The sequence below is a fragment of the Pseudomonas sp. N2-3-1-14 genome, assembly GCF_041228395.1.
Lineage (GTDB): Bacteria > Pseudomonadota > Gammaproteobacteria > Pseudomonadales > Pseudomonadaceae > Aquipseudomonas.
In genome coordinates, this window is the sequence record NZ_CP166199.1 from 3,393,677 (window position 1) to 3,419,384 (window position 25,708).

At 61.5% G+C, this 25,708-nt stretch carries 27 protein-coding genes and 4 pseudogenes; 15 read left to right on the forward strand and 16 right to left on the reverse strand.

Annotation, left to right across the window (positions count from 1 at the left end; all coding sequences use genetic code 11):
- The first annotated feature begins 461 nt into the window (after positions 1-461).
- Positions 462-1,082 carry a LysE family translocator gene (locus AB5I78_RS15615; protein WP_369303094.1) on the forward strand — a complete coding sequence of 207 codons (621 nt, stop codon included), beginning with the start codon at positions 462-464 and terminating at the stop codon, positions 1,080-1,082.
- Here AB5I78_RS15615 and AB5I78_RS15620 read toward each other — a convergent pair.
- Genes AB5I78_RS15620 through AB5I78_RS15630 form a run of 3 tightly spaced genes read right to left on the reverse strand, consistent with a single transcriptional unit; the run spans position 1,069 to position 3,790 of the window.
- On the reverse strand, positions 1,069-2,241 hold the full coding sequence (locus AB5I78_RS15620) for an arabinose transporter (protein WP_262210959.1): 1,173 nt from the start codon (positions 2,239-2,241) through the stop codon (positions 1,069-1,071). The two genes, AB5I78_RS15615 and AB5I78_RS15620, sit on opposite strands and share 14 nt — an antisense overlap.
- A 12-nt stretch (positions 2,242-2,253) precedes the next feature.
- Positions 2,254-3,120, reverse strand: a complete 867-nt coding sequence (locus tag AB5I78_RS15625; RefSeq protein WP_369303095.1) for an SDR family oxidoreductase — start codon at positions 3,118-3,120, stop codon at positions 2,254-2,256.
- 13 nt (positions 3,121-3,133) lie between these two features.
- Positions 3,134-3,790, reverse strand: coding sequence for an O-methyltransferase (locus tag AB5I78_RS15630; RefSeq protein ID WP_369303096.1), 657 nt, complete (start codon positions 3,788-3,790; stop codon positions 3,134-3,136).
- Positions 3,791-3,901: 111 nt separating this feature from the next.
- Between AB5I78_RS15630 and AB5I78_RS15635 the strand changes: the two genes are divergently transcribed.
- The 4 genes and pseudogenes from AB5I78_RS15635 to AB5I78_RS15650 all read left to right on the forward strand — a co-directional run bounded on the left by AB5I78_RS15635 (position 3,902) and on the right by AB5I78_RS15650 (position 6,996).
- Complete coding sequence (locus AB5I78_RS15635; RefSeq protein WP_262210964.1) at positions 3,902-4,534, forward strand: TetR family transcriptional regulator; 633 nt, start codon at positions 3,902-3,904, stop codon at positions 4,532-4,534.
- A gap of 28 nt (positions 4,535-4,562) precedes the next feature.
- Positions 4,563-5,378, forward strand: coding sequence for a suppressor of fused domain protein (locus AB5I78_RS15640; protein WP_369303097.1), 816 nt, complete (start codon positions 4,563-4,565; stop codon positions 5,376-5,378).
- 101 nt (positions 5,379-5,479) lie between these two features.
- Positions 5,480-5,635: a hypothetical protein gene (locus tag AB5I78_RS15645; RefSeq protein WP_178119684.1), complete on the forward strand. Its 156-nt coding sequence runs from the start codon at positions 5,480-5,482 to the stop codon at positions 5,633-5,635.
- 48 nt (positions 5,636-5,683) lie between these two features.
- Positions 5,684-6,996, forward strand: a pseudogene (locus AB5I78_RS15650) (NAD(P)/FAD-dependent oxidoreductase).
- A 5-nt stretch (positions 6,997-7,001) separates the two neighbouring features.
- On the opposite strand, the gene AB5I78_RS15655 reads toward AB5I78_RS15650, so the two are convergent.
- Positions 7,002-7,382, reverse strand: a complete 381-nt coding sequence (locus AB5I78_RS15655) for a hypothetical protein (RefSeq protein ID WP_369303098.1) — start codon at positions 7,380-7,382, stop codon at positions 7,002-7,004.
- On the opposite strand from AB5I78_RS15655, the gene AB5I78_RS15660 reads away from it, so the two are divergent.
- Entirely contained in the window at positions 7,381-7,941 is a 561-nt protein-coding gene (locus AB5I78_RS15660) for a cysteine hydrolase family protein (protein WP_369303099.1), read from the forward strand. The genes AB5I78_RS15655 and AB5I78_RS15660 overlap by 2 nt on opposite strands.
- On the opposite strand, the gene AB5I78_RS15665 is transcribed toward AB5I78_RS15660, so the two are convergent.
- On the reverse strand, positions 7,938-8,393 hold the full coding sequence (locus AB5I78_RS15665; protein ID WP_369303100.1) for an NUDIX hydrolase: 456 nt from the start codon (positions 8,391-8,393) through the stop codon (positions 7,938-7,940). The two genes, AB5I78_RS15660 and AB5I78_RS15665, sit on opposite strands and share 4 nt — an antisense overlap.
- Positions 8,394-8,398: 5 nt before the next feature.
- Positions 8,399-9,043, reverse strand: coding sequence for a TetR/AcrR family transcriptional regulator (locus AB5I78_RS15670; protein ID WP_369303101.1), 645 nt, complete (start codon positions 9,041-9,043; stop codon positions 8,399-8,401).
- Positions 9,044-9,115: 72 nt separating this feature from the next.
- Between AB5I78_RS15670 and AB5I78_RS15675 the strand changes: the two genes are divergently transcribed.
- Complete coding sequence (locus AB5I78_RS15675) at positions 9,116-9,982, forward strand: aldo/keto reductase family oxidoreductase (RefSeq protein WP_369303102.1); 867 nt, start codon at positions 9,116-9,118, stop codon at positions 9,980-9,982.
- Between the two features lie 8 nt (positions 9,983-9,990).
- Here the strand turns inward: AB5I78_RS15675 and AB5I78_RS15680 are convergent, their stop codons facing one another.
- The 3 genes from AB5I78_RS15680 to AB5I78_RS15690 all read right to left on the reverse strand — a co-directional run bounded on the left by AB5I78_RS15680 (position 9,991) and on the right by AB5I78_RS15690 (position 12,642).
- The gene (locus AB5I78_RS15680; protein WP_369303132.1) at positions 9,991-10,437 is read right to left on the reverse strand and encodes a bleomycin resistance protein; all 447 of its coding nucleotides are present in this window, start codon (positions 10,435-10,437) and stop codon (positions 9,991-9,993) included.
- Positions 10,437-10,883, reverse strand: a complete 447-nt coding sequence (locus tag AB5I78_RS15685) for an HIT family protein (protein WP_369303103.1) — start codon at positions 10,881-10,883, stop codon at positions 10,437-10,439. Before AB5I78_RS15685 ends, AB5I78_RS15680 begins: the two co-directional genes overlap by 1 nt.
- Positions 10,884-11,139: 256 nt before the next feature.
- A complete protein-coding gene (locus AB5I78_RS15690; RefSeq protein WP_369303104.1) occupies positions 11,140-12,642 on the reverse strand; it encodes an FAD-dependent oxidoreductase in 1,503 nt (500 codons plus the stop codon).
- Positions 12,643-12,721: 79 nt separating this feature from the next.
- On the opposite strand from AB5I78_RS15690, the gene AB5I78_RS15695 reads away from it, so the two are divergent.
- The 3 genes and pseudogenes from AB5I78_RS15695 to AB5I78_RS15705 all read left to right on the forward strand — a co-directional run bounded on the left by AB5I78_RS15695 (position 12,722) and on the right by AB5I78_RS15705 (position 15,498).
- Entirely contained in the window at positions 12,722-13,189 is a 468-nt protein-coding gene (locus AB5I78_RS15695; RefSeq protein ID WP_145161118.1) for a MarR family winged helix-turn-helix transcriptional regulator, read from the forward strand.
- Positions 13,190-13,638: 449 nt separating this feature from the next.
- Positions 13,639-14,643, forward strand: a pseudogene (locus tag AB5I78_RS15700) (cache domain-containing protein); the annotation flags it as partial.
- 87 nt (positions 14,644-14,730) lie between these two features.
- Positions 14,731-15,498, forward strand: coding sequence for a methyl-accepting chemotaxis protein (locus tag AB5I78_RS15705; protein ID WP_370004774.1), 768 nt, complete (start codon positions 14,731-14,733; stop codon positions 15,496-15,498).
- On the opposite strand, the pseudogene AB5I78_RS15710 reads toward AB5I78_RS15705, so the two are convergent.
- The 4 genes and pseudogenes from AB5I78_RS15710 to uvsE form a co-directional block, all read right to left on the reverse strand.
- A pseudogene (locus AB5I78_RS15710) lies at positions 15,495-15,605 on the reverse strand (alpha/beta hydrolase); the annotation flags it as partial. The gene AB5I78_RS15705 and the pseudogene AB5I78_RS15710 overlap by 4 nt on opposite strands.
- 101 nt (positions 15,606-15,706) lie before the next feature.
- On the reverse strand, positions 15,707-16,480 hold the full coding sequence (locus tag AB5I78_RS15715; RefSeq protein ID WP_369303105.1) for a nucleotidyltransferase domain-containing protein: 774 nt from the start codon (positions 16,478-16,480) through the stop codon (positions 15,707-15,709).
- A complete protein-coding gene (locus tag AB5I78_RS15720; protein WP_369303106.1) occupies positions 16,477-16,956 on the reverse strand; it encodes an AAA family ATPase in 480 nt (159 codons plus the stop codon). The genes AB5I78_RS15715 and AB5I78_RS15720 overlap by 4 nt, the downstream gene beginning before the upstream one ends.
- A gap of 40 nt (positions 16,957-16,996) precedes the next feature.
- Positions 16,997-18,025, reverse strand: coding sequence for a UV DNA damage repair endonuclease UvsE (gene uvsE, locus AB5I78_RS15725; protein WP_369303107.1), 1,029 nt, complete (start codon positions 18,023-18,025; stop codon positions 16,997-16,999).
- 253 nt (positions 18,026-18,278) lie between these two features.
- On the opposite strand from uvsE, the gene AB5I78_RS15730 reads away from it, so the two are divergent.
- The 3 genes from AB5I78_RS15730 to AB5I78_RS15740 all read left to right on the forward strand — a co-directional run bounded on the left by AB5I78_RS15730 (position 18,279) and on the right by AB5I78_RS15740 (position 20,404).
- Positions 18,279-18,602, forward strand: a complete 324-nt coding sequence (locus tag AB5I78_RS15730; RefSeq protein ID WP_369303109.1) for a hypothetical protein — start codon at positions 18,279-18,281, stop codon at positions 18,600-18,602.
- A gap of 87 nt (positions 18,603-18,689) precedes the next feature.
- Positions 18,690-19,115 (forward strand): DUF2231 domain-containing protein, encoded by a 426-nt coding sequence (locus AB5I78_RS15735; protein ID WP_106579007.1) that lies wholly within the window; start codon positions 18,690-18,692, stop codon positions 19,113-19,115.
- The gene (locus AB5I78_RS15740) at positions 19,112-20,404 is read left to right on the forward strand and encodes a sorbosone dehydrogenase family protein (protein ID WP_145161130.1); all 1,293 of its coding nucleotides are present in this window, start codon (positions 19,112-19,114) and stop codon (positions 20,402-20,404) included. The genes AB5I78_RS15735 and AB5I78_RS15740 overlap by 4 nt, the downstream gene beginning before the upstream one ends.
- A gap of 30 nt (positions 20,405-20,434) precedes the next feature.
- Here the strand turns inward: AB5I78_RS15740 and AB5I78_RS15745 are convergent, their stop codons facing one another.
- Positions 20,435-21,343, reverse strand: coding sequence for a LysR substrate-binding domain-containing protein (locus AB5I78_RS15745; protein ID WP_369303110.1), 909 nt, complete (start codon positions 21,341-21,343; stop codon positions 20,435-20,437).
- Between the two features lie 92 nt (positions 21,344-21,435).
- Here AB5I78_RS15745 and AB5I78_RS15750 point away from each other — a divergent pair, with 92 nt between their 5' ends.
- Both AB5I78_RS15750 and AB5I78_RS15755 read left to right on the forward strand, forming a co-directional pair.
- Positions 21,436-22,458, forward strand: coding sequence for a DMT family transporter (locus AB5I78_RS15750; protein ID WP_369303111.1), 1,023 nt, complete (start codon positions 21,436-21,438; stop codon positions 22,456-22,458).
- Between the two features lie 119 nt (positions 22,459-22,577).
- On the forward strand, positions 22,578-23,495 hold the full coding sequence (locus tag AB5I78_RS15755) for a GNAT family N-acetyltransferase (RefSeq protein ID WP_369303112.1): 918 nt from the start codon (positions 22,578-22,580) through the stop codon (positions 23,493-23,495).
- 39 nt (positions 23,496-23,534) lie between these two features.
- On the opposite strand, the pseudogene AB5I78_RS15760 reads toward AB5I78_RS15755, so the two are convergent.
- A pseudogene (locus AB5I78_RS15760) lies at positions 23,535-24,937 on the reverse strand (MFS transporter).
- Between the two features lie 143 nt (positions 24,938-25,080).
- Entirely contained in the window at positions 25,081-25,611 is a 531-nt protein-coding gene (locus AB5I78_RS15765) for a GNAT family N-acetyltransferase (RefSeq protein WP_369303114.1), read from the reverse strand.
- Positions 25,612-25,708: the final 97 nt, after the last annotated feature.

The window sequence follows — 25,708 nt, forward strand, 5'->3', positions numbered from 1 at the left end:
CCGTCACTCACTGTGACGGTCGGTGGATGGGTAATGGGCGCCGAGAGTAGCGTTTCGACACGCGGATGACTAATCACCACAGGTGTTGAGATAAGAAAGTCCAAGGTGCCTGGGCATCGAGGATAAGGATTATGCCATCCACCTCATCATCAGTGCTCATCCTTGGCCAAGCGGTCCATACCACGCCGTTGCGACGGCGCTGGCCCAACTGAAATCCGGCGTTAAAGGCTAACCACTTACGCCGCTTTCGAGTCTTGCGTCTTTGTCGACAACGCGCAGTCCTAGGCCAGCGCCTTGGGCAAATCCGTTATTGGCGCTGATTCGAAGCTATGCTGGACCCCGACCCACATTACGCTGGCGCGGCAATAAAGAGTTTTGCGACGCGGTAATCGAGGTCAGCGTTGGCCTCCTTGAATATCTGGCCGGATTGGATCTGACGCCTTACTTGAACGGAAAAGCCCATGTCCATCACTGACAACCTCCTCGCCTTCACCTTCGCCGCCACTGTGCTGACGCTCACGCCGGGGCTCGACACCGCTTTGGTGCTGCGCACCGCCACGGTAGAAGGCAAGCGCCAGGCGCTGCACGCCGCCTTCGGCATCAACGCGGGCTGCCTGGTGTGGGGCGCGGCCGTGGCTTTTGGGCTGGGCGCGTTGATTGCAGTGTCGGAAGTGGCGTTCAACCTGCTCAAGTACTGCGGCGCCGCTTACCTGGCCTGGTTGGGCGTGAACATGCTGCTGCGCCCGCGCCGTTCATTGTCGTCGGCCAACGCTGACGCCAGGCCCGGCGGCAACTGGTTTTTCAAGGGCATGCTGGGCAATGTGCTGAACCCCAAGGTGGGGATTTTTTACGTGTCGTTCCTGCCGCAGTTCATTCCCCAAGGCCAGTCGTTGATTGCCTGGACTTTCGGCCTGGTGAGCATTCACGTGGTGTTGGGGCTGGCATGGTCGTTGGTGTTGATTGGCGCCACCCAGCCACTGTCCGGCTTCCTGCGCCGAGAAAAGGTCATCCAGTGGATGGACCGCACCACTGGCTTGATCTTTGTTGTATTTGCCGCGCGCCTGGCGTTCAGCAAGCGCTGAGTGCCGGCTGTTTAGCCAACAACACCCACGCCACCACCACCGACATCGCCACCGCCACGGCGCCGGCCAGGTACACCGACCCTACCCCGGCGGCGCCGGCCAAAGCGCCGGCCAACGGGCTGCTGATCCCTAACGCAATATCGAGAAAGGCTACATAGGCACCCATGGCCAGCCCACGCGTTTGCGGGGGCGCACGCTTGATCGCCTCGACACCAAACCCCGGGAACGCCAACGAATAACCGAAGCCGGTCAGCGCTGCCCCCAGGTACGCCATCAGCGGTGAGCCTGCGCCCCAGATCAACAACTGCCCCGCCGCTTCGATCAGCACACAGACCAACGCGACGACTGCGCCACCGAGCTTGTCCGGCAGGTGCCCGAAGAAGATTCGCGCGCCAATAAATGCCAGGCCAAACGCGGTGAAGGCGAACGACGCGTTACCCCAGTTCTTGGACGCAAACAGCAGCGCGATAAACGCTGTGATCAGCCCAAAACCGATGCTGGAAAACGCCAGCCCCAGGCCCGGCAACCACACTGTGCCCAGCACTTTGTAAAACGAGGTGCGCCGCTGGCTGGTGGGCGCAACGCCCTTGGCCCCCGCAACGATGGCAAAGGCGCACAGCGGCAGCAGCAGGGTCGCGATACTGATTCCACTGAACCCCCACTGGCTATTGATCGCCACGCCCAACGGTGCCCCGAGCGCAAATGCGGCATAGATCGCAATGCCGATCCAGGCCATGACCTTGCCGGCGTTTTGCGGCCCGACCAGGCCCATGCCCCAGCCCATCGAGCCGGTGATGATCAGGCTTTCACCCAAGGCCAGCACCACGCGCCCGGCGAGCAGCACCCAGACTGACAGCGCCGGTGTGTCGACAAACGCCAGCGACGCCAGGTACAGCACGCCGGAACTGGCCGCCACCAGCATGCCAATCAACATCGCGCGCTTGGGCCCACGCATATCGGCAAAATTGCCGGCCCAGGCCCGTGACAGCAACGCCGCGGCGAACTGCGCACCGACCACCATACCGACCACCAAGGTGCTCATGCCCAGCGTGTGGTTCAGGTGCAACGGCAGCACCGGCAACTGCAGGCCGATGATCAGGAAGCCGACGAACACCGCCAGGGTGATCGGCAGCAGTTTCAGCACGACATTTTGATTCATGAAAACCGCCTGTCAGAGGGTGAAGTAATCGCTTTGATCGAGGTCTGTCAGCAAGTCCGGGCCGCTGGGCACCCAGCCCAGCAGGTCGCGGGTGCGCGCGCTGGAAACGGCCATGTCAGCCCCGGCCATCATCGCGAACCAACCAAAATGCTCACGCGGCCGAGCTTCCACCGGCACACCGAGGCGACGCCCGATCACTTCAGCGATAGCTTTAAATGGCACGGCCTCGTCCGCAACCGCGTGGTACACCGCTTGGCTGACGCCCTCCTCCAGCGCCAGGCGGTAGACCCGCGCCGCGTCGGTGCGGTACACGCCAGACCAGCAATTCTCGCCGTCGCCAATATAGGCCGACACGCCCGTCTGCCGCGCCAGCCGAATCAAAATCGGCAGAAAACCATGGTCGCCCACTCCGTGCACCGACGGCGCCAGCCGCACGGTTGCCGCCCGTATGCCGCGCTCAGCCAACAGCCGCGCGGCGGGTTCGGATTGGCGCGGGGCGCCGGCGCTCGGCAAGTCACTCTCCAGCGCGCCGCGCGCCAGGCCCGACAAGCCTGAAGTCACGATCAGCGGCGTGTCCGAACCTTTGAGCACACTTTCCAGCGCCTCGATCACGCGACGGTCCTGCGCGCAGTTTTCGATGAACCGTGTGAAGTCATGGTTGAACGCGGTATGGATGACCGCGTCCGCGCCCCACGCCGCACGGCGCAAAACATCCAGGTCATCCAGCGAGCCGCGCAGCACTTTCGCGCCGGTGGCCGCGAGTGCCTGGGCCTTGTCATCGCTGCGGGCCAAACCGGTGACCAGGTAGCCGGCGCCGATCAGGTCCTTGACCACTTCGGAGCCCACCCAGCCGGTGGCTCCCGTGACAAATACATGCATGAGGTGACTCCTGTTAGCGCAAGCGGATCGAGAGTTCGATGTCATCGGCAAAGGGCACGGACAGGTAGCCGTTCGCAGGCTCGCGTACGTGCGCCAGGTAATGCGGGCAATAGTCGGTATTGTCGGCTATCACCAGCGCGCCGGGCCGCAGGTGTTTTTCCACCAGATTCAGCACGTCGCCATACAGGCTCTTGGCGCCATCGAGCAGCAGCAGGTCGACCGCTTCCGGCAGGCCCGTGGCCAACGTCACCAAGGCATCGCCTTCGCGGATTTCAATCAGGTCACTCACCCCGCCTTGAATGAAATGCTCGCGTGCCAGGGCGATCTTCGAGGGCTCGAACTCGCTGCCAATCAACACGCCGCCACCGTTGTCGCGCAACGCGGCGGCCAGGAACAAGGTGGACAGGCCAAACGACGTCCCAAACTCCACGATAGCCTGCGCCTTGGTGCTGCGCGCCAACAGGTACAGCAAGGTGCCGGTGTCGCGGGACACCGGCAGCCACAAGTCTTTGAGCATCGTGTAGAGCGCGAGGTAGTCGGTTTTGCTGTGCATCAGACGGTCGCGTTCTTCACGCGAAACGCTGTTGATCAGTGGGCTGGTGGCCGCGTTGGCTTGTGCGTAGAGGCGTTCGATCAGGGGCGCCATTGGCGCGGTGGTCAGGGTCGACATGATTGATTTCCGTGAGGCTGGGACTAAGATGCGACTAATTCGTCGCATTAAAAGTATGCGAGTGATTCGTCGCATTCGCTATTCGCGTTAGCCCCGCTGCTGGAGCCCCAGATGACAACCCGCCAGACCGCCCGTATTTCCTCACGCAAACAGCCACAACAGGCGCGTTCCACCGAGTTGGTGGCGGCGATCCTGGAAGCGGCTATTCAGGTTTTGGCCAAGGAAGGTGCCACCCGTTTCACCACCGCGCGGGTGGCGGAAAAGGCCGGTGTGAGTGTCGGTTCGGTGTACCAGTACTTCCCCAACAAGGCGGCCATCCTGTTCCGGCTGCAGAGCGATGAGTGGCAGCAGACCACGCAGATGCTGCGCGACATTTTGGATAAAACCGACGTTGCGCCGCTCGAGCGCCTGCGCACCCTGGTGCATGCGTTTATCCATTCCGAATGCGAAGAAGCGCAGATGCGCGTCGCCCTGAGCGACGCCGCGCCGCTGTATCGCGATGCGCCCGAAGCTGTGGAAGTGCGCGCGGCAGGTCAGCGCGCCTTCGAGACGTTCATGCTTGAATTGCTACCCGACGTGCCTGCTGAACGCCGTGCACTGGCCTGCGATTTGATCCTGACCACGCTCAGTTCGGTGGGTAAGGATTTTTCCGGCAGCCCACGTACGGCGGCAGAAATATCTGTTTACGCCGATGGAATGGCTGATATGTTTCGCGCCTATGTAAACGCACTCAATCAGCTGTAAAGCACTCATCTCCAGCAAAGGAATGCCCATGAACTTCTTCAAGAAGTTGTTCGGTACTGCCAAAAAACCCGACGCCGAAGCGGCCCTGTCCGCGCCGACTGAACCTGTTGAACCGGTTGAAACTGCAGTAGATGCAGCCAATATCGCAGCGCGCCTTGCCAGTGGTGAATGCCTGGACCGTCATTGGCAGGCCGTGGGTCGTGTGGAGCAGGACGTGCTGACGTACATGATCAGCCCAAGCTTTACCGGCGGTCCTCATTGGCCCTCCACCCGCCAGGCGTACCGTGTGGTGCGCCGTGATGAATCCATCGTCCTCGCCACCGAAGGCCTGTCCGATCCCTTCGACGATGCAGAAGGCCTGGGCAATGGGTTTGAGATGGAATTGTTCCTGGAAACGCCGGATATTCCCGACGACGCCCGTGGCGAGCCGGGTGATGTCGACCCTTTGCGCCGCAGTTGGGCGTTCGAACTGCTCGAACACGTCGCCAAGACCGTGGCCAACGCGGGCGGCATTACCCACCAGTTGGACACTCACGGCGTACTGTCTTTGGAACTGCCTGGGTTCAGCCTGTCACATCAAATGAGCGATCAAGTGCCCAAGCTGTTCGTCACCGAAGACGACGCCACCGGGGTGCTGCTCGGTGGGCCGCAACCCGACTTCCCTACCCGCCTTGAAGACATGCCGCTGTCGCCGGTGCGACTGGTGCCGGTGGTGTTGATTACCGCGTCGGAGCTTGAGTACGTGCGTGCAGGTGGGCGTGCGGCTCGAGAGGACCTGGTGGCGCGTTTGAACGCCGCTGGCGTAGGGCATACCAGCGCCTTGTATCGCGAAAGCGTGGTATGAGGGGGCGTTGCGCCGCCGTGACGATTGTTTAACGAAGCCATAACTGAAGGTACACAAACGGCGATTTAACGCACCTGCGCGTGGTGGGAGCATCGGCAACCATGATTTCGCTATTGCGTGTGTTCTCTCGCCACCTGCAACCTTGCTTCCCGAAGGCGCAGGCGCGTCCCTGCGAAAACCCGCTGTTCAATATCATCCTGGCCTTCTGGGCGCTGTGGCATTGCCGTCATGCGCGTCCGCCCGATGCACGCCTCTGATCAAGTTGAAACGCCTTACCGGCATTCATTTTTCAGAAGGATCCTTCCATGACCGCAGCCATGCGCCCTGTCATCGGTGCTGCCCAGCGCAGCGCTTCGTATTACACCGCCAGCCTCAACGACGCTACCCAGTACCCGACCCTGCAAGGCCAGGTCAGCGTTGACGTGGTGATTATCGGCGGCGGTTTCACCGGCGTTGCCAGTGCCGTCGAGCTGGCTGAACGCGGGCTCAAGGTCGCGATTGTCGAAACCAACCGGATCGGCTGGGGCGCCAGTGGGCGCAATGGCGGGCAAGTCACCGGCAGCCTGTCGGGCGATGAGGCCATGCGCGAGCAAATGCGCAGCCGCCTGGGCACACAGGTCGACGACTTCATCTGGCACCTGCGCTGGCGTGGTCACGAGATCATCGAGCAACGCGTGAACAGGTACGCAATCGACTGCGACCTCAAGCACGGCCACTTGCATGCGGCGATGAAGCCCTCGCACCTGAGCGAACTGCGTGCTTTCCACGATGAAGCACAACGGCGCGGCATGGGCGATCAGGTCAGTCTGCTCGATCAGGCCGCCATGCGTCAGCATCTGGACAGCCCGCTGTACCTCGGTGCGCTGAAAAACACGCGCACCTGCACGTGCATCCACTGAACCTATACCTGGGCGAAGCCCGCGCGGCACACAGCCTGGGCGCGTTGATTTTTGAGAATTCCGAAGTGCTGGAAATCGTGCAGGGCGACCGGCCTGCCGTGATCACCGCCCTTGGCCGCATCGACGCGCGCCAGGTGCTGCTGGCCGGCGACGTGTACCACAGGCTCGAACCCAAACAGCTCAAGGGCAAAATCTTCCCGGCCATGGGCGGCATTGTCACAACCGCGCCGCTGGGCGCGCTGGCGCAGCAGATCAACCCACAGGACCTGGCGGTGTACGACTGCCGGTTCGTGCTCGATTACTACCGCCTGACGGGCGATGGTCGCTTGCTGTTCGGTGGCGGCGCGAACTATTCCGGGCGCGACTCACGCGACATTGCCGCGGAGTTGCGCCCATGCATCGAGCGTACGTTTCCCGCATTGAGGGGGGTAGACATCGAGTTCCAGTGGAGTTGTGCGATGGGCATTGTGATCAATCGCATCCCGCAGCTGGGCAAGCTCTCAGAGAATGTCTGGTACTGCCAGGGTTACTCGGGGCATGGCATCGCCACCAGCCACATCATGGGCGAGATCATGGCCGAAGCGCTGACCGGCACGCTGGAAAAGTACGACACCTTTGCCGGCTGCGCACACATCAAGGTGCCGCTGGGCGATGTGTTCGGCAACCCGATGCTGGCGGTGGGCATGTGGTACTACCAGATGCTCGAGAAGCTGCGCTGACCCACTCAGGGTTGAGCGGGTTGCTTGCGGTACAGGCCCGTGAAGTAATCCAGGCTGTCCGGCGCCGAGTTATGTTCGATCACCGCGAAGTTTTTCACCCGTTGGATGTGGTACGGACCAACGCGCTGCGACGCCAGCGGCTCGCGCACGATAATCAGGTTTTCGGTTTCCATCGGCACCGTATAGTGCGCCGTCGCGGTCTCTTTTGCGCTCGCGGCGTTCTTGAGGGTGAGGGTGATTTCTGCCAGTAGCGCGCATCCAGAGCATCCTTGCTGAAATTGGGGGCCGCAGTGTAAAGGCAAACAGCGCTGGGTTCGAACAAATCCCTGTTGGCATGCCGGCAATCGCTGATATGTTCGCTCCAGATCAGCAAAAGGATGGGCCATGGAACCGTTAGCCACAAACGCAGCATTGGTAATCATCGACATGCAGCAGGGCATGCACCATCCCAAGCTTGGGCGCCGCAACAACCCAGAGGCCGAGTTGCACATGCAGCAGCTTCTGGGCGCCTGGCGGCAGTCGCAACGTCCGGTCGTGCATGTCCGGCATATGTCGCGCACACCCGGCTCGGTCTTTTGGCCAGGCCAGCCAGGCTGTGAATTTCAGGAAGCGCTGGCGCCGCTCGCGCATGAGCATGTGCTGGAGAAAAACGTGCCGGATGCGTTCGCGGTCACCGGCCTGGAGCGCTGGCTGCAGATGCGCGCGATCAGGCAGTTGGTGATCGTCGGCGTGATCACCAACAACTCCGTCGAGTCTACGGCGCGATCCGCCGGCAACCTGGACTTTGACGTGATCGTGGCTGCAGACGCTTGCTATACATTTGATCAAACCGACTTGTCGGGGCGGCTCTGGCCTGCCGAGGATGTGCATGCGCTGTCGCTGAGTAACCTGGCGATGGACTACGCCAGGGTCATGCAAACACTCGATATTCTTGCCGCTGCTTAAGCGGCAAAAATGCCCGCGTTCACCAGCATTTCAACCAGTCCCTGGGGCCATACCGTGTCCTTGGTCGATCGCAACGCCTGAGCGGACCACCAGTGATGGTCCGCCATCACCTGCGTCTCTTGCGCCGTCCACTCTGCCCTGGACAGCGCCTCGCTCGCGACGTGAACGATAAAGTAGTGCTCAATCGCCAATACCGTTTCACCGCTGGGCAGCATCAACTCAAAGCTGCGTTGTGCCACAGGCGCTTGAACAGTGCTGACCACAATGCCCGTCTCCTCGCGCAATTCACGGATGGCTGCCGCGTGGAAGGTTTCGCCCGCCTCGACGCCGCCGCCGGGCGTGGCCCAGTAATCCCGGCCGGCCAGGGCGCCGTCTTTATGCACAAACCTGAACAGCAGGACTTCACCCGCCGGGTTTATCACCAATAATCGTGATGCCTTGCGCTCGCGCATTCGCTTTATTCCTTGTTTGAAACCGGGTGCTGATGGGCTTGCAGATAGCCCCGTAACAGCAGCGTGGTCTGCTGCTCAAGTCCGGCTTCGAACGCGGGCGATGCGTTGCCTTCGAGCAGGGTCCGTACCGGGCCGACGATAGCGCTCAGGGAAATCCCGGCGGTCAGGATCGGGTCTTCGAAATGCGCATCCGGCGCCGTCTCCAGCATGGCGGCGATCACCGCTACCATGCGCTTATTGATGCAGGCGACCAATTCGGCGCCGCCCCGCTCGCCCGCAATGGCATACAACGCCTTGGAAATGCCCTGGTCGCGCAACTTGGCGGTGACCAGCGCGCTGACCAGGCCGCACGCCATTTCCGCCACCGGCCTGCCCTGGTGCCGGGCGCACGCCAACTCGACCGCCTCGGCCACCCACTCGAGGTGCTTTTGCAGTACGGCGGCAAGCAGCGCGTCGCGGTTGGGGTAGTACTGGTAGAGACTGCCCACCGACATGCCAGCGCGCTCAGCCACTCGGGTGGTGGTGCAGCGGATCAGGCCCTGCTGGGTCAAAACCTGAAGCGTTGCGGTGTGCAGTGCCTCGACGGTGGCGACTGAGCGCGCCTGAACCGCTGATTTTCTTGGCTTTAAGGTGACTTTGACGGCGCTCATGGAATGCGAATTCCAAAATCTGAAGGATCCTTCATATTAGAGCCTTACTCAGATGAAGCAAGGGTGACGGCTATGACGGGCTTGGCAAACAGCGGCACATTCACATTGGGCGACCGCCAGGTGAACCGCATCGGTTACGGCGCAATGCAATTGGCAGGCCCGGGCGTATTCGGCCCGCCCAAGGACCGAGCGGCGGCGCTGGCTGTACTGCGCGAGGCCGTCGAAGCCGGCGTGAACCACATCGACACCAGCGACTTCTACGGGCCGCATATCACCAATCAGCTGATTCGCGAGGCGCTGCACCCTTACCGCGATGACCTCACCCTCGTCACCAAGATCGGCGCCCGCCGTGACAGCGAAGGTGGCTGGCACGCCGCGCCTTCCAGGGAAGCGCTGATACAGGCCGTGCATGACAACCTGCGCAACCTGGGCCTGGATGTACTGGACGTGGTCAATTTCCGCGCGTCCCACAACCTGATGGGCCCCGGCGAAGGCTCGAACGAAGCGCCACTGACCGCGCTGGCAGAACTGCAACAGCAAGGCCTGGTGCGCCATATCGGCATCAGCAACGTGACGCCGACGCAGGTGGCCGAGGCGCGCAACATCGTCAAGTTCGTGTGCGTGCAGAACCTGTACAACATCGCGCACCAGCACGATAACGCCCTGATCGACGAGCTGGCACAGCAAGGCATTGCCTACGTGCCGTTCTTCCCACTGGGTGGTTTTACGCCGGTGCAGTCATCGACACTGACGCGTGTGGCAGAGCGGCTGGGCGTGACGCCCAAGCAGCTGGCGCTGGCGTGGCTGCTGCGCCGCTCACCGAACATTCTGCTGATTCCCGGCACCTCGTCGGTGGCGCACTTGCATGAAAACCTGGCGGTGGGCGAACTTAAATTGACCGATGAGACTGTCGCTGAGCTGAATGCCATCGCGCACTGAACCACGCGCTATGTGGGCACCCCGTCATCGAGCCGGCGTGCCCTTTCGCCAAGTCGTTCGACCAGCCTGACCAAATAGCCGTCCGGGTCCTGCACAAGAAACTCACGCTGCCCGACCTCGACCTCACCGGCCCTGTACCAAACATCCTTGCAGGGCTTGAACACGGGATACGCCGCAGCATCCAGCCGCTCAATCACCGGACCTACCGCCGCGACATCAATCTGCAGATTCATACCGCGCCCCAACGGCAGGTCCAATGCCGCCGTTTGCCATTGATTGGCGCGCGGGTCGATTTGCTCGAGCATCACCTGCGCGCCGTTGAGGTCAAGGTAGGCAAACCCTTCGTCCAAGCGTTGGTAAGCCACGTTAAAGCCTACCCATAACACCCAGAATTCGAGGCTGGCATTCAGGTCAGTGACCATCAATTCCGGGACCAGCTTATTTCTTTGCATCATCATCCTGCGTCCAGTGTGGAGGTCAGCAACTGCGCGAGCTTCTTGCGCAGGTCACCGTGCTGTTCTTCAGCGTAAGGCGGTGCCGTTTTCCAGTTGTAGAACCATACGGGCATCGTGCGTTTGTCGTCCGGCTCCGTGGCGTAGCGAGGGAAAATATGGCTGTGCAACTGCGGTTCCGAGTTTCCCAGAATCTCGTAATTAATGCGCAACGCATCGGTGGCGGCCAACAGGGCATCGCCGATGCGCGCCATGTCGAGCAGGTAGGTAGCGCGGGCGTTGGCGTCCAGGTCATTGAGGCTGGCGACCACGGGATCGGGCAGCAGCAGGCAGTAACCTGGCAAAAACTGTACGTCGCCCATGACTGCCCAACCCGAGGCCATGCGGCAGATAACCTTGTCGTTAGCACCCTTGCGGGCCAGTTCTACGCGGTGTGAAATCAGCGGCATGCATTGTCCTTAATGGCGCGGGGAAGAAAGCAGCAGGCTATGTGAACCAGACGCATCCATGCAAACATTGGCCGGGCTAACCCTGTCAGCCAAGCAACCGAACGGGCGCACGGCATGCCGACTGAGGAGTGACTTCGATGGACAGTGCAGTGCAGCCATTCTACGAACTGACCAAGCACTGGCCTTGGCGGCGGTTCAGCAGGCGGCAATATCGCCGCCCTGCAAGCCATCCTCAAGCGTCGATAACCCGCGGCGGTCAGCAAGCCTTTTCCAGCAGCACCGGCGAAAGCCCGACCTGCAACAAGTACGCCTCCAAGGATTCGATACTGCCTGACGAAACAATCGCGCCGATATAGCCATCCGGACGCACCAGCACCCACTCCCCAGGCGCCAGTTCATAAGCGTCTTGAAACTGCCCTTGGTCATCGATTAGCTCACCGTGTGCGCCGATGAGGTGGATATGCAGCCCGGCCCGAGGCGACACCAAGCCGGGTGTAACGCCGTATCCCAGAAGTGTCCAATGCGGCCCCTTGAACAGATCAAACAGGCGCAGTGATTGCCCACCGGCGCCGCGAAGCCCCGCATCCGGCGCACGGTTGCCGACGCGTTCGGCGTGCCCCAGCGCGAGTGACGATTGCGGGTAGCCCAGGTCGAGTTGATGCACTTCCCTGCCCCGGCGCATGTCGCCGCGTTGCATGCCCTGGAGCAACTGGGTCGACAGGCCCAGCACCGCAGCGGCTATCGGGCGCCGCTCTTGTTCATAAGTGTCGAGCAGCGTTTCAGGTGCGCCTTTGGCCACTGCCGCCAGTTTCCAGCCCAGGTTGTAGGCATCCTGCACGCTGGTATTGAGCCCCTGGCCGCCGGTGGGTGGATGAATGTGCGCAGCGTCGCCGACCAAAAACACCTGCCCGACGCGGTAGTGATCGGCCAAGCGGGCATTCATGCTGTAGGCCGACGCCCAGGACACGGCGTGCACCTGGATGTCATCGCGCCCGGTACGCTTTGCGATGAATGCCGTCAGCCCTTGTGCGCTGAGGTCGACCTGAGCCTGGAGCGCAATCGGCGCCTGAATCTGGAACAGCTCGGTGCCCGCTAGAGGGCACACGGCGACCTGCCGTAGCAGATCGCCTTCGCCGAAGCGGTGCCAGCAGTCGCGCGCAAGCCCTGACAACTGCACATCGGCGACCAGCGCACGCGCGCCCAGCGTCTTACCCGGAAAGCCGATTTCAAGGGCGTGACGCACAAAACTGCGGCCGCCGTCGGCGCCCACCAGCCAGCGCGCGTGCACCGATTGCGTACCTGCCGCGCCGGCCAGCTGTACGCTGACGCCCTCGTCATCCTGCTCGAATCCCACCAACTCGCAACCAAACTCCGGCCGGTGCCCTAGCTCGAGCAAGCGTTCGCGCATCACGCGTTCGGTCAGAAATTGCGGCACCATCAACGGTTGTTGATACGGCTCGGCCGCCGTCGAGGCGTTGCGCTCGATGGAATCGGCATCGGTGTAGCTGCCATCGTCGCGGTAGCGCCGCTCAGTCGGATAGACTCCACCCACAGCGAACAGGCGATCCAGAATCCCGAGGTCTTCGAAAATTTCCTGTGACCGCGGCTGAATGCCCTTGCCACGCGAGCCGTGAAAAGGCTCGGCGTTTTTCTCGACCAGGCGGAACGTGATACCCCGTCGCGCCAAGTCGATCGCCAGGGTCAGGCCGGCCGCACCGGCACCGCAAATCACTACATCGACAGCGCATCGCTTGTTCATACGGATCACCTATATGTGCAATACGCACATATTATGACGGAGAAACACAGTGTCAACAAAAAGAGTGCAAAACGCACATATGAGCGCACAACTGCGTGACTTGCACGGCTCGCTCGTGGAGATCGTTGGGGTGATGAACCGCCCCCAGCGTGACGAAGCAATGGTGCGCGAGGCCGGGATTTCCCTGGACCGCGCGCTGTTTCCGCTGCTGGTGCTGGTTGAACGGTTGGGCCCGATTGGCGTGGTCGAACTGGCCGACCGCGTGGGCCGCGACTACACCACCGTGAGCCGCCAAGTGGCGAAACTGGAAAGCCTCGGCCTGATCCTGCGCCAGGAAAGCGCCGTGGACCGGCGTGTACGCGAGTCAGTCATCACCGAAAAAGGCAAGGCCATGACCGACCGCGTGGATGACGCCCGCGAGCGCATGGGCGTGTCGATCTTCTCGACCTGGGAGGAAGGCGATTTCGAAAACCTGGTACGCCTGATGCGTAAATTCGCCGAGGACATCAAGGACGACTCGATACGGGCCACCAAAGGTCTACGCTGACACCCCTCGGGCAAGGGTCACCAGGGTAACGTCAAGCCGTGCCGAGCCGTGAAGGTCAGGCCCGGCACACCGGCGTGCTTCCACGATGTCCACCACCAGCGGGCTGCTTTCGCCGATTTCGAGCCGCGCGCCGGGGCCGCCCATTTGCGTGCGCACCCAGCCGGGCGCGGCCAGCAGATAGCTACCACGCCATCAACCGAGTGAGCGGGCGTTGCCGCTCGCAATCCCAGAACAAAAGCTATTTTTGTTGTACACAAAATATTTCTAAAGATTTACCGGCTCCGAGCCGAAACAAGCAGTGATAGCAAATCGCCGTCTCGCTGATAGAGACGATGATTTGGTCGCCCTCCCTGCCGATGGTCGTCTCGATGAAGATAAAAAATAAGCTGGTACTCGCGTTCGTCTCCGTGGCCTTTATCCCGGTCAGCCTGGTCGCGCTGATCTGCGTGATGAACACACGAACCCAGGCGGTGGAGCAATTCATCGACGGCAGCACCCGTGAAATACGCCAGATCGATGGCAACATCCGGCAATTCTTCGATGGCACCCTGCAGAACGTCGATCAGATGTCCGCTGATCCTGTATACACTTCGCTGAACACGCTCAAGGATTACCGGCCTGCCAATGCGGCCAGCCAGCCGCTGCCGGCCCAAGCTCAGCAGGTCATCGACCAATTCGCGCGCTTCGGCGCCACCCACCCTTCGGCGGCCATTTTGTCCATCGGCCTGGAAGACGGCACCTACGCCAAATGGCCCGATGACCCGCAACTGTCCCAGTACGACCCGCGTACCCGCCCCTGGTACAAGGCCGCGATGGCCAGCCCCAACAAAACCGTGCGCACCCCCGCTTACTATTACGACAAGGATGACGTGGCCCTGGTGGGCACCGCACGCGCGCTGCTGGACACCACCGGCAAGGCCAAGGGCGTGTTCGTGGTGAGTGTGTCGCTGAAGAACCTCACCGAATTGCTCAAGAGCATCAAGCTGGGTGAAAGCGGCTACGTGATGCTGATCGAAGACGGCGTGGTGCTGGTTGACCCGCGCGATGCCGCGCATAACTTCAAGCCGCTCAAAGCGCTCGGCGCGCCTTACGCGCATCTGGCCGAAACGGCCCAGGGTTCCACCGAGGTGGTCATCGACGGCGTGCGCTACATGGCCAACGTCTGGACCTCGCCCGGCCTCGGCTGGCGTTACGTCGGGCTGATCGAATACAACGAGGTGATGGCGGCTGCCACGCGCATGACGTACCTGACCGCAGCCATTGTGGCGGTGCTGGTGTTGATCTTCGGGCTGATTGCAGCGGCGTTTTCCAAGGTGATCGTCAAACCGATCGGCCAGGTCAGCACCGGTTTGCAGTCCATTGCCCAAGGTGAAGGCGATCTGCGCCATGAATTGCAGGTGCAGGGCAAGGATGAAACCGCCGAACTGGCTGGCTGGTTCAACAAGTTTCTCGCCGCTATCCGTCAGCTGATCCAGCATATCGGCGCGGCCTCGACCAACTTGCAGGACGCGTCACGGGTCAACAGCCAAGTGGCGCACAACATGAACGACGCCGCTGGGCGCCAGCGTGAGGCAGTGGAACTGGTGTCCACCGCGTTCAACGAAATGGTCGCCACCGCCAACGAGGTCGCGCGCTCCTGCAGTGGCGCTGCCGAGTCGGCCGAGAACGGCCATCGCCGCGTGGCCGAGGGCAAACAGCAGATCGAAGTCACCACCGATAACGTCAATCGCCTGGGCCGCCGCCTGACCGAGTCGTCCCAGGCGATGGTCGAGCTGGAAGCCGGTAGCCGCAGCATCAACCAGATCCTCGGCACCATTCGCGCCATTGCCGAACAGACCAACCTGCTCGCGCTCAACGCGGCGATCGAAGCGGCCCGCGCCGGTGATCAAGGCCGAGGATTTGCCGTGGTGGCCGATGAGGTACGCGCGTTGGCCAAGCGCACTTCGGACTCCACTGGCGAGATCGAGCAACTGCTCGGCACCCTGGGCAGCAAGACCGAGGAAGTCACGCAGAAGATGAGCAGTTGCCTGGACCTGTCACGCGCCAGCGTGTCGTCGATTGAAAGCGCGCGAGACAGCTTTGAAGGCATTCAGCTGTCGGTGAATGAAATCCGCGACCAGAACCTGCAGATTTCCGCCGCCGCCGAGGAGCAACACAGCGTCGCCGAAGAGATCAACCGGCACATCCAGCAGATCTACGACGAGGCGCGATTGGTCGAAAGCCTGGCCAACTCAGCCCAGGATGATTCGGGGCGATTGGCAGGTTTGTCGGATGAGTTGAACGCCTTGGTGGGACGCTTCAAGTCCTAAAGCGTGCGGCGCTGGAAGTCTGCAATCTGTTGCCACATCGCCGCCGGGTTGGAATACATCGGGAAGAGCCCGCACTGGGCAATCAGCGCCAGCCGCACGCCATGGGCGCTTGGCGGCGCGGCCGAAATGCTGTTCTTCGGCCACGGCAAGGAACAGCCAGAGGTGGCGAATCAGGCGAAAGTTGATCATAGGCTCAGCGCCAATATACCTATCTAGCCTGCAGTGAAACCATCCAGCTGACAAAGGCCTGCAGGCGCGTGGAAAACGCCGCGCATTCGGCACTCGGGTTACGCGCCTCAAACAAAAAGTAGGCGATCTGGACACGCATCGACGGGTAATGCTGCACGAACAAAGCCACGTGCTCTTCGAGGGTTTGCGGCCAGCCTGACGCGTCTGCCATGCGCAACGTGTGCGTCGCCCGAATCAACTTGCGCGCCGCTTCGCGTTGCAGGCGAAGTCGTTCGGGTGCCGTGCTGGCGTGTTCGATGCGTGTGAGGTAACCGCTCAACACCGGCTCGAAGTCACCATTGAGCGCCAAGGCGATGTCACGTGAGGGCCGAAACGGCTCGAAGCGCAGCGACAGATCATCGCCCCACACGCAACGGCAATGGTGCTTGAGCCAGAAGCCCCAGCGGTTGCGGTTCTCGGGCGCCAGCACCTCGGCGCGGTGGCCGATGTCGAAGTCGATTTTGCTCACCGCCTCGTGCCGTTGTTCCAGGGCCTGGCGCAGCTGCTCCAACGCCTCGAGTACGTGCGCATCCGGCGGATCAGTCAGCACCAGCGTCACATCAAGGTCGGACTCGCCTGGGCTGGCATCGCCCCTCGCGACACTGCCGTAGAGGTAAAGGCTGTGCAAGCCCAGCCCTGCGCCTGCCAGAGACTCGCACACGTCGGCCAGCAGCGGTTGGAATTGAGTTTGAATGGGCGCATTGGCAATGGTCAGCACACAGCCATTGGCATCGATACCTGGAGGCGCGCTCATGGGCGATGCACCTCAATCACCAAGCCTTCCGACTCACTGGGCACACAGAAATGGCGCGTGATCAGGTCGAACTCGGCGTCCGTGGCGGCAAAATCATGCTCGCCCTGAGCATTGCGCGCATGCAAGCGGGCGCGGCAGGTGGCGTCGTCCAGTTCCAGGTAATGCAGGCGGTGCGGCGCTTGAGCCGCTTGCGCCAGGCCCAGCAACCACTCACGGTTGGCCAGTGTGTTCGCCGGGAAATCAAGCACCACATTGATGCCTGATTTCAACAGATTGATCACCAACGGCCCCACTACCGCGCGAACACGCTGGGCGCAGCGCAGGTAATCGGCAATCGACAGAATCTCACCCGGATAGAGCTGCGCCAGCCACTGGTCTTCGCTGAGCACCAGGGCGGCGTGCTCGGCGGCCAGGGTTTGAGCCAGGGTGGATTTGCCGGAGGCAATCTTGCCGCACAACAGATGCAGGGTTGGCATGGAACGGTTCCTTATGTCGGGCCACGCAGCATGCCATTTTTCACGCCGAACGACGTTGCCAATACTCATAAAATGCCAGCGCCGCGACGTTCTTGTCTTTGGCTTCCAGCATGATGTCGAAGCGCTCAAGAAACTGCAGCGCGTAGTCATTGGTCCAGCGGTTCCACATTTGCGCGCTGTGCGCGTACAGGTCGCGCTTGGCCACCACCTTCAGGAGCGCGTCCATTTCCAGCTTGTGCTCAGCGTCAAACCCCAGCGCTTGCAGGCTTTCCTGGGGCTGGGAGTAATGCATCGTCGGGCGTACGCCGCGCCAGCTTTCGATGACGCGGGCAACCCGTGGCGAATCGGGGTCGATGTACTCGTCTTCGTTGATCCAGCAGTGATGAATGTCCAGCACCACCGGTGCCAGGTCGGCGACTTGCAGACAGTGGTCCAGGCCGTAGGTTTTTTCGTCGTTTTCAAAGGTGATGCAATTACGCGCCACCTCGGACAAGCGTGACCACACCGCGCGGGTGCCTTCAACGCCCAAGCGGCCGGCGATGTGGACGTTGCACTTGAGGTCCTGAAAGCGGCGGCCGTAGCCCATCATGCGGATCATGTCGGCGTGGTATTCGAACTCGGCCACGCTGTTTTCCACCACGCCGGGGTTGTCCGAGCCCAGCACGCAATATTGCCCAGGGTGAAAGGACAAACGGATATCCGAGGCGCGAGCCAGGTCGCCGATGGCGGCGAACCCCTCGCTCAACTGACGCACAAGGGCCGGGTCTTTGTAGACATCCGCCACTTTCGGGTGGCTGTAAAACGGCAGCAGGTCACTGCTCAAGCGCAGCATGCGCAGCGTCGCAGGCAGCTCGGCGACATACGTCAGCAGGCGCAATTGCGCTGCGAGGTTGTGGGTCACCACCTCGACCAATTTGCTGCGCGCGACCTGAGGTTCGACGCTCTCCATCCAGCGCAAAGTGGTGGTACGCGGGTTGTAGGGGCCTTCGATTAACTTGAGCGCACTGGCTGACGGCAGGCGTTCAGGGTGCTTGTACTGGCAGGCAAAGCCGATGCGAGGATGGGTCATGGAAAGGCCAGGTAATGAGTGAGCGTGAGGACAACAGAATGTTAGGCGCATGGCACCGCCAGGGGTTCATTCAACCCGCGTCCTGCGTGAATCAAGTTGAATCCCGGTTTCACCTGGCGGTCACCTATAAGGAACGATAACGCAATGGAGGTGATGATGAACCTTGCAATGACACTCTGCAGCCTGTTTGCCGGCTGGATGGCGATTGTGTTCTCCATGACGTGGGGCCTGTTGCGCGTCCTGCGCTGGCACCATGCTTAGCACCCCCGACGGGCGCTACTTTGTGGTCAAGGGTCAGCTGTGGCGCTGCACCAACCCCGAGCTGGATGAAGCCACGCGACAGCGCTGGGTCAACGCTTTGATGGACGCGCGCCGCGCCGTCAAGTCGGCCAAGGCCAACGGCGACGCCGGCCAATTGCAGGCGGCTCGCCAGCAGGTGCAGCAGGCCAAGGTCGCACTCGGTGAGCGTGGCCCGGTGTGGTGGCGTGATGGCAGCCCGGACTACAACCGTTACCGGGTGGCCAATACGCCGTATGCGGCGTGGTTTGAAAAACATCTGGACACGAAGCCCCACTGAACTTTCTTACAAATGCCAGGCTCCTTTCCTATGCGAAGTCACCGTGCCCTGATCCCAGGGTGCTGAACGATAAGGAGCCGCCACCGCATGACTACCCTCCCCGCCTATCCCACCGTCCGACCTGGCCCGCTGCACTCGATCTTGCTGGCCGGCGCCGTGCCATTGTTTTTGGGTGCCTTGCTCAGTGACATTGCTTACGGCCAGACCTACCAGATCCAGTGGGCCAACTTTGCGTCCTGGCTGATCGCCGGCGCGCTGGTGTTCAGTGGCTTTGCGCTGTTGTTTGCGCTGGTCAACCTGCTACGCGCCGAACGCAAGGCCGGGCGCCCCGCAGCTTATTTCCTGCTGCTGTTGGCGACCTGGGTGCTGGGGCTGGTCAACGCCTTTCAGCACGCCAAGGACGCCTACGCGATGATGCCTGGCGGCCTGATCCTGTCGGTGATCGTAACGGTGCTGGCCATCGCCGCAACGTGGATCGGCCTGACTAACCTGCGCTCGGGAGTTGCCCAATGAAACCCTTTCACACCCTGAGCGTATTGAGCGCCGCCCTGTTGCTGACCGCCTGTGGTGGCGAAGGCGACAAAACCCAGGCCCGCGGCCCCGACCCGAAATTGCCCGAGCAACAAAGCAGCCTGCTGCCGAGCATGAAAATTGCCGAGCCTGCGCCCTGGGGCGAGCAGAAACCCAAGGTGCCCGAAGGCTACAGCGTCACTGCCATCGCTACCGACCTGGCTATCCCGCGCCAAACCCTGGTATTGCCCAACGGCGACATCCTCGTCGCCGAAGGCCGTGGCGGCAGCGCGGCCAAGCTCAAGCCCAAGGACGTGATCGCCAGCGTGATCAAGGCCGAGGGCAACACCAAGGTCAAGGGCGGCAACCGCTTGACGCTGCTGCGCGACGCCGACGGTGACGGCACCTATGAATTGAAAACGGTATTTGCCGACAACCTCAATGCGCCTTATGGCCTGGCCTACGCCGACGGCAAACTCTACGTCGCCAACCAGGACGCGCTGGTGCGCTTTGACTACGCCGACGGCCAGACCAAAGCCAGTGGCCCGCCGACCACAATCACCGACCTGCCGGCGCAGATCAACCATCACTGGACCAAGTCCCTGGCCGTGAGTGAGGACGGGCGCCAGCTGTACGTTGGCATCGGCTCCAACAGCAACATCACCGAGCGCGGCATGGAAGTGGAAATCGACCGGGCGATGGTCTGGCAAATCGATGCCGCCACTGGCGCGCACAAACCCTACGCCACCGGCATTCGCAACCCGACCGCGCTCACGATTCAACCCGGCTCCGGGCAATTGTGGGCGGTGGCCAACGAGCGCGATGAACTCGGCCCGGACTTGGTGCCCGACTACCTGACCTCGGTGCGTGAAGGCGCCTTCTATGGCTGGCCCTACAGCTACTGGGGCCAGAACGTCGACCCACGCGCGCAACCGCAGAACCCGGCGAAAGTCGCCGCCGCCATCAAGCCCGATTACAGCCTGGGCTCCCACGTTGCAGCGTTGGGTGTGGACTTTTCCAGCCCTGCGATGGGTGAGAAATTCGCCGACGGTGCGTTTGTCGGCGAGCACGGCAGCTGGAACCGCGATAACCCGGTGGGCTACAAAGTGATCTTCGTGCCCTTCAGCAATGGCAAGCCGGCGGGTGAACCGATTGATTTTGCCACCGGCTTTCGTGGCGATGACGGCAAGACACGTGGGCGCCCAGTGGGTGTGACGGTGGACCCCAAAGGTGCGCTGATCATCGCCGACGACCTGGCCAATACCATTTGGCGCGTAACACGTAATCGCTAGCCCGTGCATGACAGGGGCGATTCGCCCCTGTCAGCCCTCACCCTGCAATTGCATTTCAAGCCAGGCCAGCAGCGCCGCAACGTCGCTGCGCGGGCCTGCGCCTTGCTGCCTGTAGACCGAAATCGCCTCGGGTAGCTGCACACTCTCGGCGCAGGGTCTTACCAGCGCCCCACTTTCAATCAAACGGCTGGCGGTGCGACGCCAGCCCATGGCGATACCGTGCCCTTCCACAGCGGCCTGCAACATCAACGGGTAGCTATCGAAGGTGGCGCCACGCGCATCCGCGGCCAATACCTGACCGAATGCCTGCAACCACTCGTCCCACTCCATCAAATGCGGTGGCGCGGCGCTGTGGTGCAAAAACGTATGGGCGTGCAATTCGGTGAGTGGCAAGGGATGTTCAGCGTTCAGGTATGCAGGACTGCAGACCGGAAATACCTCGTCAGAAGCGGTGAGCACCAACGGGTGGGCGCCACTGGGGCGTCGGGTACTTTGCAGGGCCACGTCGAAGTGGTCCTTGAACTCCGTGAGGGGCCGGGTCGAGGTCACCACCTGGATTTCGATGTGCGGGTATTGCTGGTGAAACGTCGACAGACGTGGCATCAGCCAATAAAACGCCTCGCAGAGCTGGCAGAGCAGCACCACACGACGCTGGGCCGTGGACGCGCGCAAACCCGCAGCGCCGTCACTGATGCTGTGCAGTGCCTGGCTGACCACCTGGCCCAATTCACGCCCTTCCTGGGTCAAGAAAACCGCACGATTACGTCGATAAAACAGCTTCACCCCGAGGTTGTCTTCCAGCCCACGAATTTGCCGGCTGACCGCTGCCTGAGTGATGTGCAGTTCATCCGCCGCCCTGGAAAAACTCTCCAGGCGGGCTGCCGCTTCAAACGGTAGCAGGCTGGCGAGCGGCGGCAGATTTTTACCAAGCGTATTCATAATCTGAGGTTATGCATCCGGGGCCGAGAACTCGTTTGTAGCACAGCCCGGCGGGTGTGCACCATTCATCCATGACTTCACGGATGCCTCGGATGACCTCACTACGAACCTCTGTTTTTGTCGGCGTGCTGCTCGCGTGTGTCGCCACATTGGGCTGGGCGCTGAACTTCATCGCCCCTTATGTCACTGGTGACTACAGCCTCTATGACCTGATGGCGGTGCGTTTTCTGGGTGTCGGCGTGATGGGCGTGGGCGGAGTGATCCTGTGCCGGTCCCAACTGAAATGGCTCAGCCCAAGACAATGCTGGCTGGCCGCAGCGCTTGGCGCGGCAGGTTGCCTGGCGTACGGCGTGTGCATCGGCGCAGGCGTGATGTTGGGCGGCCCGGTATTGACGCCCGCGTGTGTCGGCATGGTGCCGGTGCTACTGGCCCTGGTTGGCAATGCCCGGAACAAGACCGTGGCGTGGGGCCGGCTGGCGGCGCCTTTAGCGTGCCTGACGCTGGGGCTTTTGCTGTCGAACATCAGCAGCCTGCACCAGCCGGCGTTGAGTGCCGTTTCGTGGCTGGCCGGCGTGTTTTTTTCGTTCAGCGCCGTTGCCTTGTGGCTGGGGTTCAGTGTGATCAATCAAAAACACCTGACAACCCTTCCAGCAACCGCCACCAGCCTGTGGACCGCGTTGATGCTGGTGGGGGCCGGCGGCACTGCCCTTTGCCTGCTGCCGTTGCTCTGTGTATTCAACCTGCTGCGCCTGCCAACCCTGGGATTTGGCTTCGCCCAGGCGGGTGCACTGTATGCCTGGAGCCTGATCATCGCGCTGATGTCCACGGTGGTCGGCGCCTGGGCCTGGAATGCTGCCACCCGACGACTGCCGATGGTGCTCAGCGGCCAATTGATTGCCCTCGAATCACTCTTTGCGACCCTGCTCGGCCTGTGGTTTCACGGTCGCGGCCCTTCGTGGATGGAAGCCACCGGCCTCGCGGCGGTGCTGATCGGCGTGGTCATGGCGGTGCGTATTATCCTGACCGGCACAAAGCCCGCCGCAACGCGCGACACTGACGGGAGCGCCGAGGATGACCCACAGCATCGGCTCACTTGCACCCACCGAGACCTTTGAGTGTCACGGCCTGGCTATCTGGTGAAAGCAGCGAAGAGCGATCGTCGGGCGTTAAAACGGTTGACCTGATTGCCTTAGGCAACTATATATTTGCTTAAGGCAACCAACCGAGCACTGCCATGACCACGACCCTTGTCGAACGCGCCGCGATCATTCGCGGTTTCAACCGTTTTTACACCCATCAGATCGGCGTGCTGCAGGAACACTTGCTGCAAAGCGATTTCTCGCTGACCGAAATCCGCGTGATGTACGAACTCTCCTCCCGTGGCGACCTGACCAGCGCCGACCTGTGCCAGATGCTCGGCCTTGATGCGGGCTACCTGAGCCGGCTGATCAGCGGCTTCGAAAAGAAAGGTCTGGTCCAGAAAGTTCGCTCCATCACCGATGCGCGTGCGGTGCAACTGCACCTCAGCGACCTCGGTCGATCAGTGCTGGCGCCGCTGGAAAACCAGACCCAACAGGAAGTCATCGCCTTGCTCGAAGCCTTGCCCGAGCAGCAACAGCAGCAACTCACGGCGTCGATGCAGCGTATCCAGACACTGTTGCAAGGCGGCACGCCAAGTTACCTGCTTCGCGATCCGCAGCCCGGCGACATGGGCCGGGTGGTGCAACAGCAATCGGCGCTGTATGCGCGTGAGTACCACTGGAATTGGGAGTTTGAAGCGTTGGTGTCGGAGATTGTCGCCAAGTATTTGCGCGAATTCGACCCGAGCGCCGAGCGCTGCTGGATCGCCGAAAAGGACGGTGAAGTGGTGGGGTCAATCTTCGTGGTGCGCCATGACGAAACCACCGCCAAACTGCGCATGCTCTACGTGGACGCCAGTGCACGGGGCATGGGCATCGGTCAGCGGCTGGTGGAAGAATGCCTGCGTTTTGCGCGCAATGCCGGTTACAAAAGTATGCTGTTGTGGACGGTCGACGCGCTGACCGATGCGCGCAAGCTGTATCAGAAAGCCGGGTTCCGCCTGGTAGACCAAGAAGCGACGGTGAGCTTCGGCAAATCGTTGATCAGTGAAACCTGGGCCCGCGAGCTGTAAGGCGTTCCCGCGCTGTCGCCAGCGCGGGCGCTTGCGCGGTTACAGGTCAGTGATTTCCTTATGGCGCGGTACCAGCGCCTTCATCACGCTCCACGCCACCAGGTAGGCCAGGGCACAGATCGCAAACATGATCATGTAACCGGTGTGGATGTCGTTGATGGACTTGTAGTAGTCGAATACCCAGCCACCGATCTTGGTCATCACCACACCGCCCAAGCCCCCGGCCATACCGCCGATGCCAACCACCGAGGCCACGGTTTTTTGCGGGAACATATCGGACACCGTAGTGAAGATGTTGCACGACCACGCCTGGTGCGCCGAGGCGCCCACACCGATCAGCAGCACCGGCACCCAGAAGCTCAGGTAGCCGAAGGGCTGCGCCAGCAACACCACCAGCGGGAACAGCGCGATCACCAGCATGGCTTTCATGCGCCCGTCGTAGGGAGCATCGCCACGGGCCATGAAGTAGCTGGGGAACCAGCCGCCACCGATACTGCCGACCATGGTCATGCTGTACAGCACGGCCAGCGGCATCACGATGTCCGCGCCTTTCATGCCGTATTGCGCCGACAGGTAAGTGGGCAGCCAGAACAGGAAGAACCACCACACGCCGTCAGTCATGAACTTGCCGAAGGCAAATGCCCAGGTCTGGCGGTAAGTCAGCAGTTTGAACCACGAGACTTTTTTCGCGGCAGCACCCACAGGTTCTGGCGTGAACGGCTGCACCGTCTGGTCGCTGCGGATGTAAGCCAGCTCTTCGGCCGACAAGCGTTTTTGCTGCTCCGGTTTTTCGTAAACCGCCGCCCACACCGCCACCCAGACAAAGCCCAACATGCCGATGACCATAAAGGCCGCTTCCCAGCCCCATATGCCGGCAATCAAGGGCACGCAGATCGGCGCCAGGATCGCCCCCACGTTAGCCCGGAGTTGAAGATACCGGTGGCCAGCGAGCGTTCTTTTTTCGGGAAGTATTCGGCAGTGGCCTTGATCGCGATGGGGAAGTTGCCCGCCTCGCCAATCGCCAGCACGGCGCGCGACAGCATGAAACCGGCAATCGACACCGGGATCACTGCCAGGCCGATGGCGCCGCTCACCGCAGCGATGCCCTCACCCATCGGCACCGAGAACGCATGCATGATGGCGCCAGTGGACCAAATGCCAATCGCCACCACGTAGGCGGCCTTGGTGCCGATCTTGTCGACAAAGCGTCCGGCAAACAGCATGGAAATCGCGTAGACAAACTGGAACACCGCCGCGATGTTGGCGTAGTCCGTGTTGCTCCAGCCAAATTGCGTCGACAGCTGCGGCGCCAGAAGGCTGAGGACTTGGCGGTCTAGGTAGTTGACGGTAGTGGCAAAGAACAACATCGCGCAGATGGTCCAGCGATAGTTGCCGACGGCCGTGCCGACGCGATGGGCGTTGATGGGCTCATTCAAATTCATGGCATCACTTTTTATTTTTGTTAGATAAGACATATGTAACGTCATATGTCGTCGTACAACTGTGACTTTTATATCGGGCCGCCTACCCGGTGTCAATCTCCAAAATTGCCTTTTAAACAGGGATTACGCAGATCTGAAAATGCTTAACTACGCGCAGTTGTAGGATGACAAATCCTGAATACCCGGCTGGGTGCTTTGCCGGGCACATCATCAAGCAGGCCGAAGGACTGCATGCCGAGCTTCTCCAACACACGGATCGACGCGGCGTGATCCGGCCGCACCAGCCCGAATACCTGAGGCAATCCCAGCGTTTGAAACGCCATCGTCAGCGCGTCGTGGCCAAGCTCGGTGGCATAGCCCTGCCCCCAGGCATCGACCGCGAAGCGATAGCCCAGGTTGATGCGCCGCTCGGTCAGGTAATTGAGCGGCGCAACTCCGCCAAAGCCGATCAGGTGATCGGGCGCCTCGCGACGGGCAATGGTCCACCAGCCGTAGCCCTGGCTGGCCCATTGTTCGAGCCAGTGGTTGAGCAGGCGCTGCGCGTCGTCGAGGCTGGCCATTGGGCCACTCGGGTTGAACAGGTTTGTCTGCGGGTCGCCGAAGATCGCGAACAATCGTTGCACATCGCTGGGCTCTGGCGTGCGATAGATCAGGCGTGAGGCGGTGACGGGCATTCTGATAATTCCCTGGTCAGGTCGTGAAGTTCAATTCATCTGCAAAAAAAGGTAAATAGCGGTGAATTATTTCATGTCCGCTTGTATCTGAACTGAC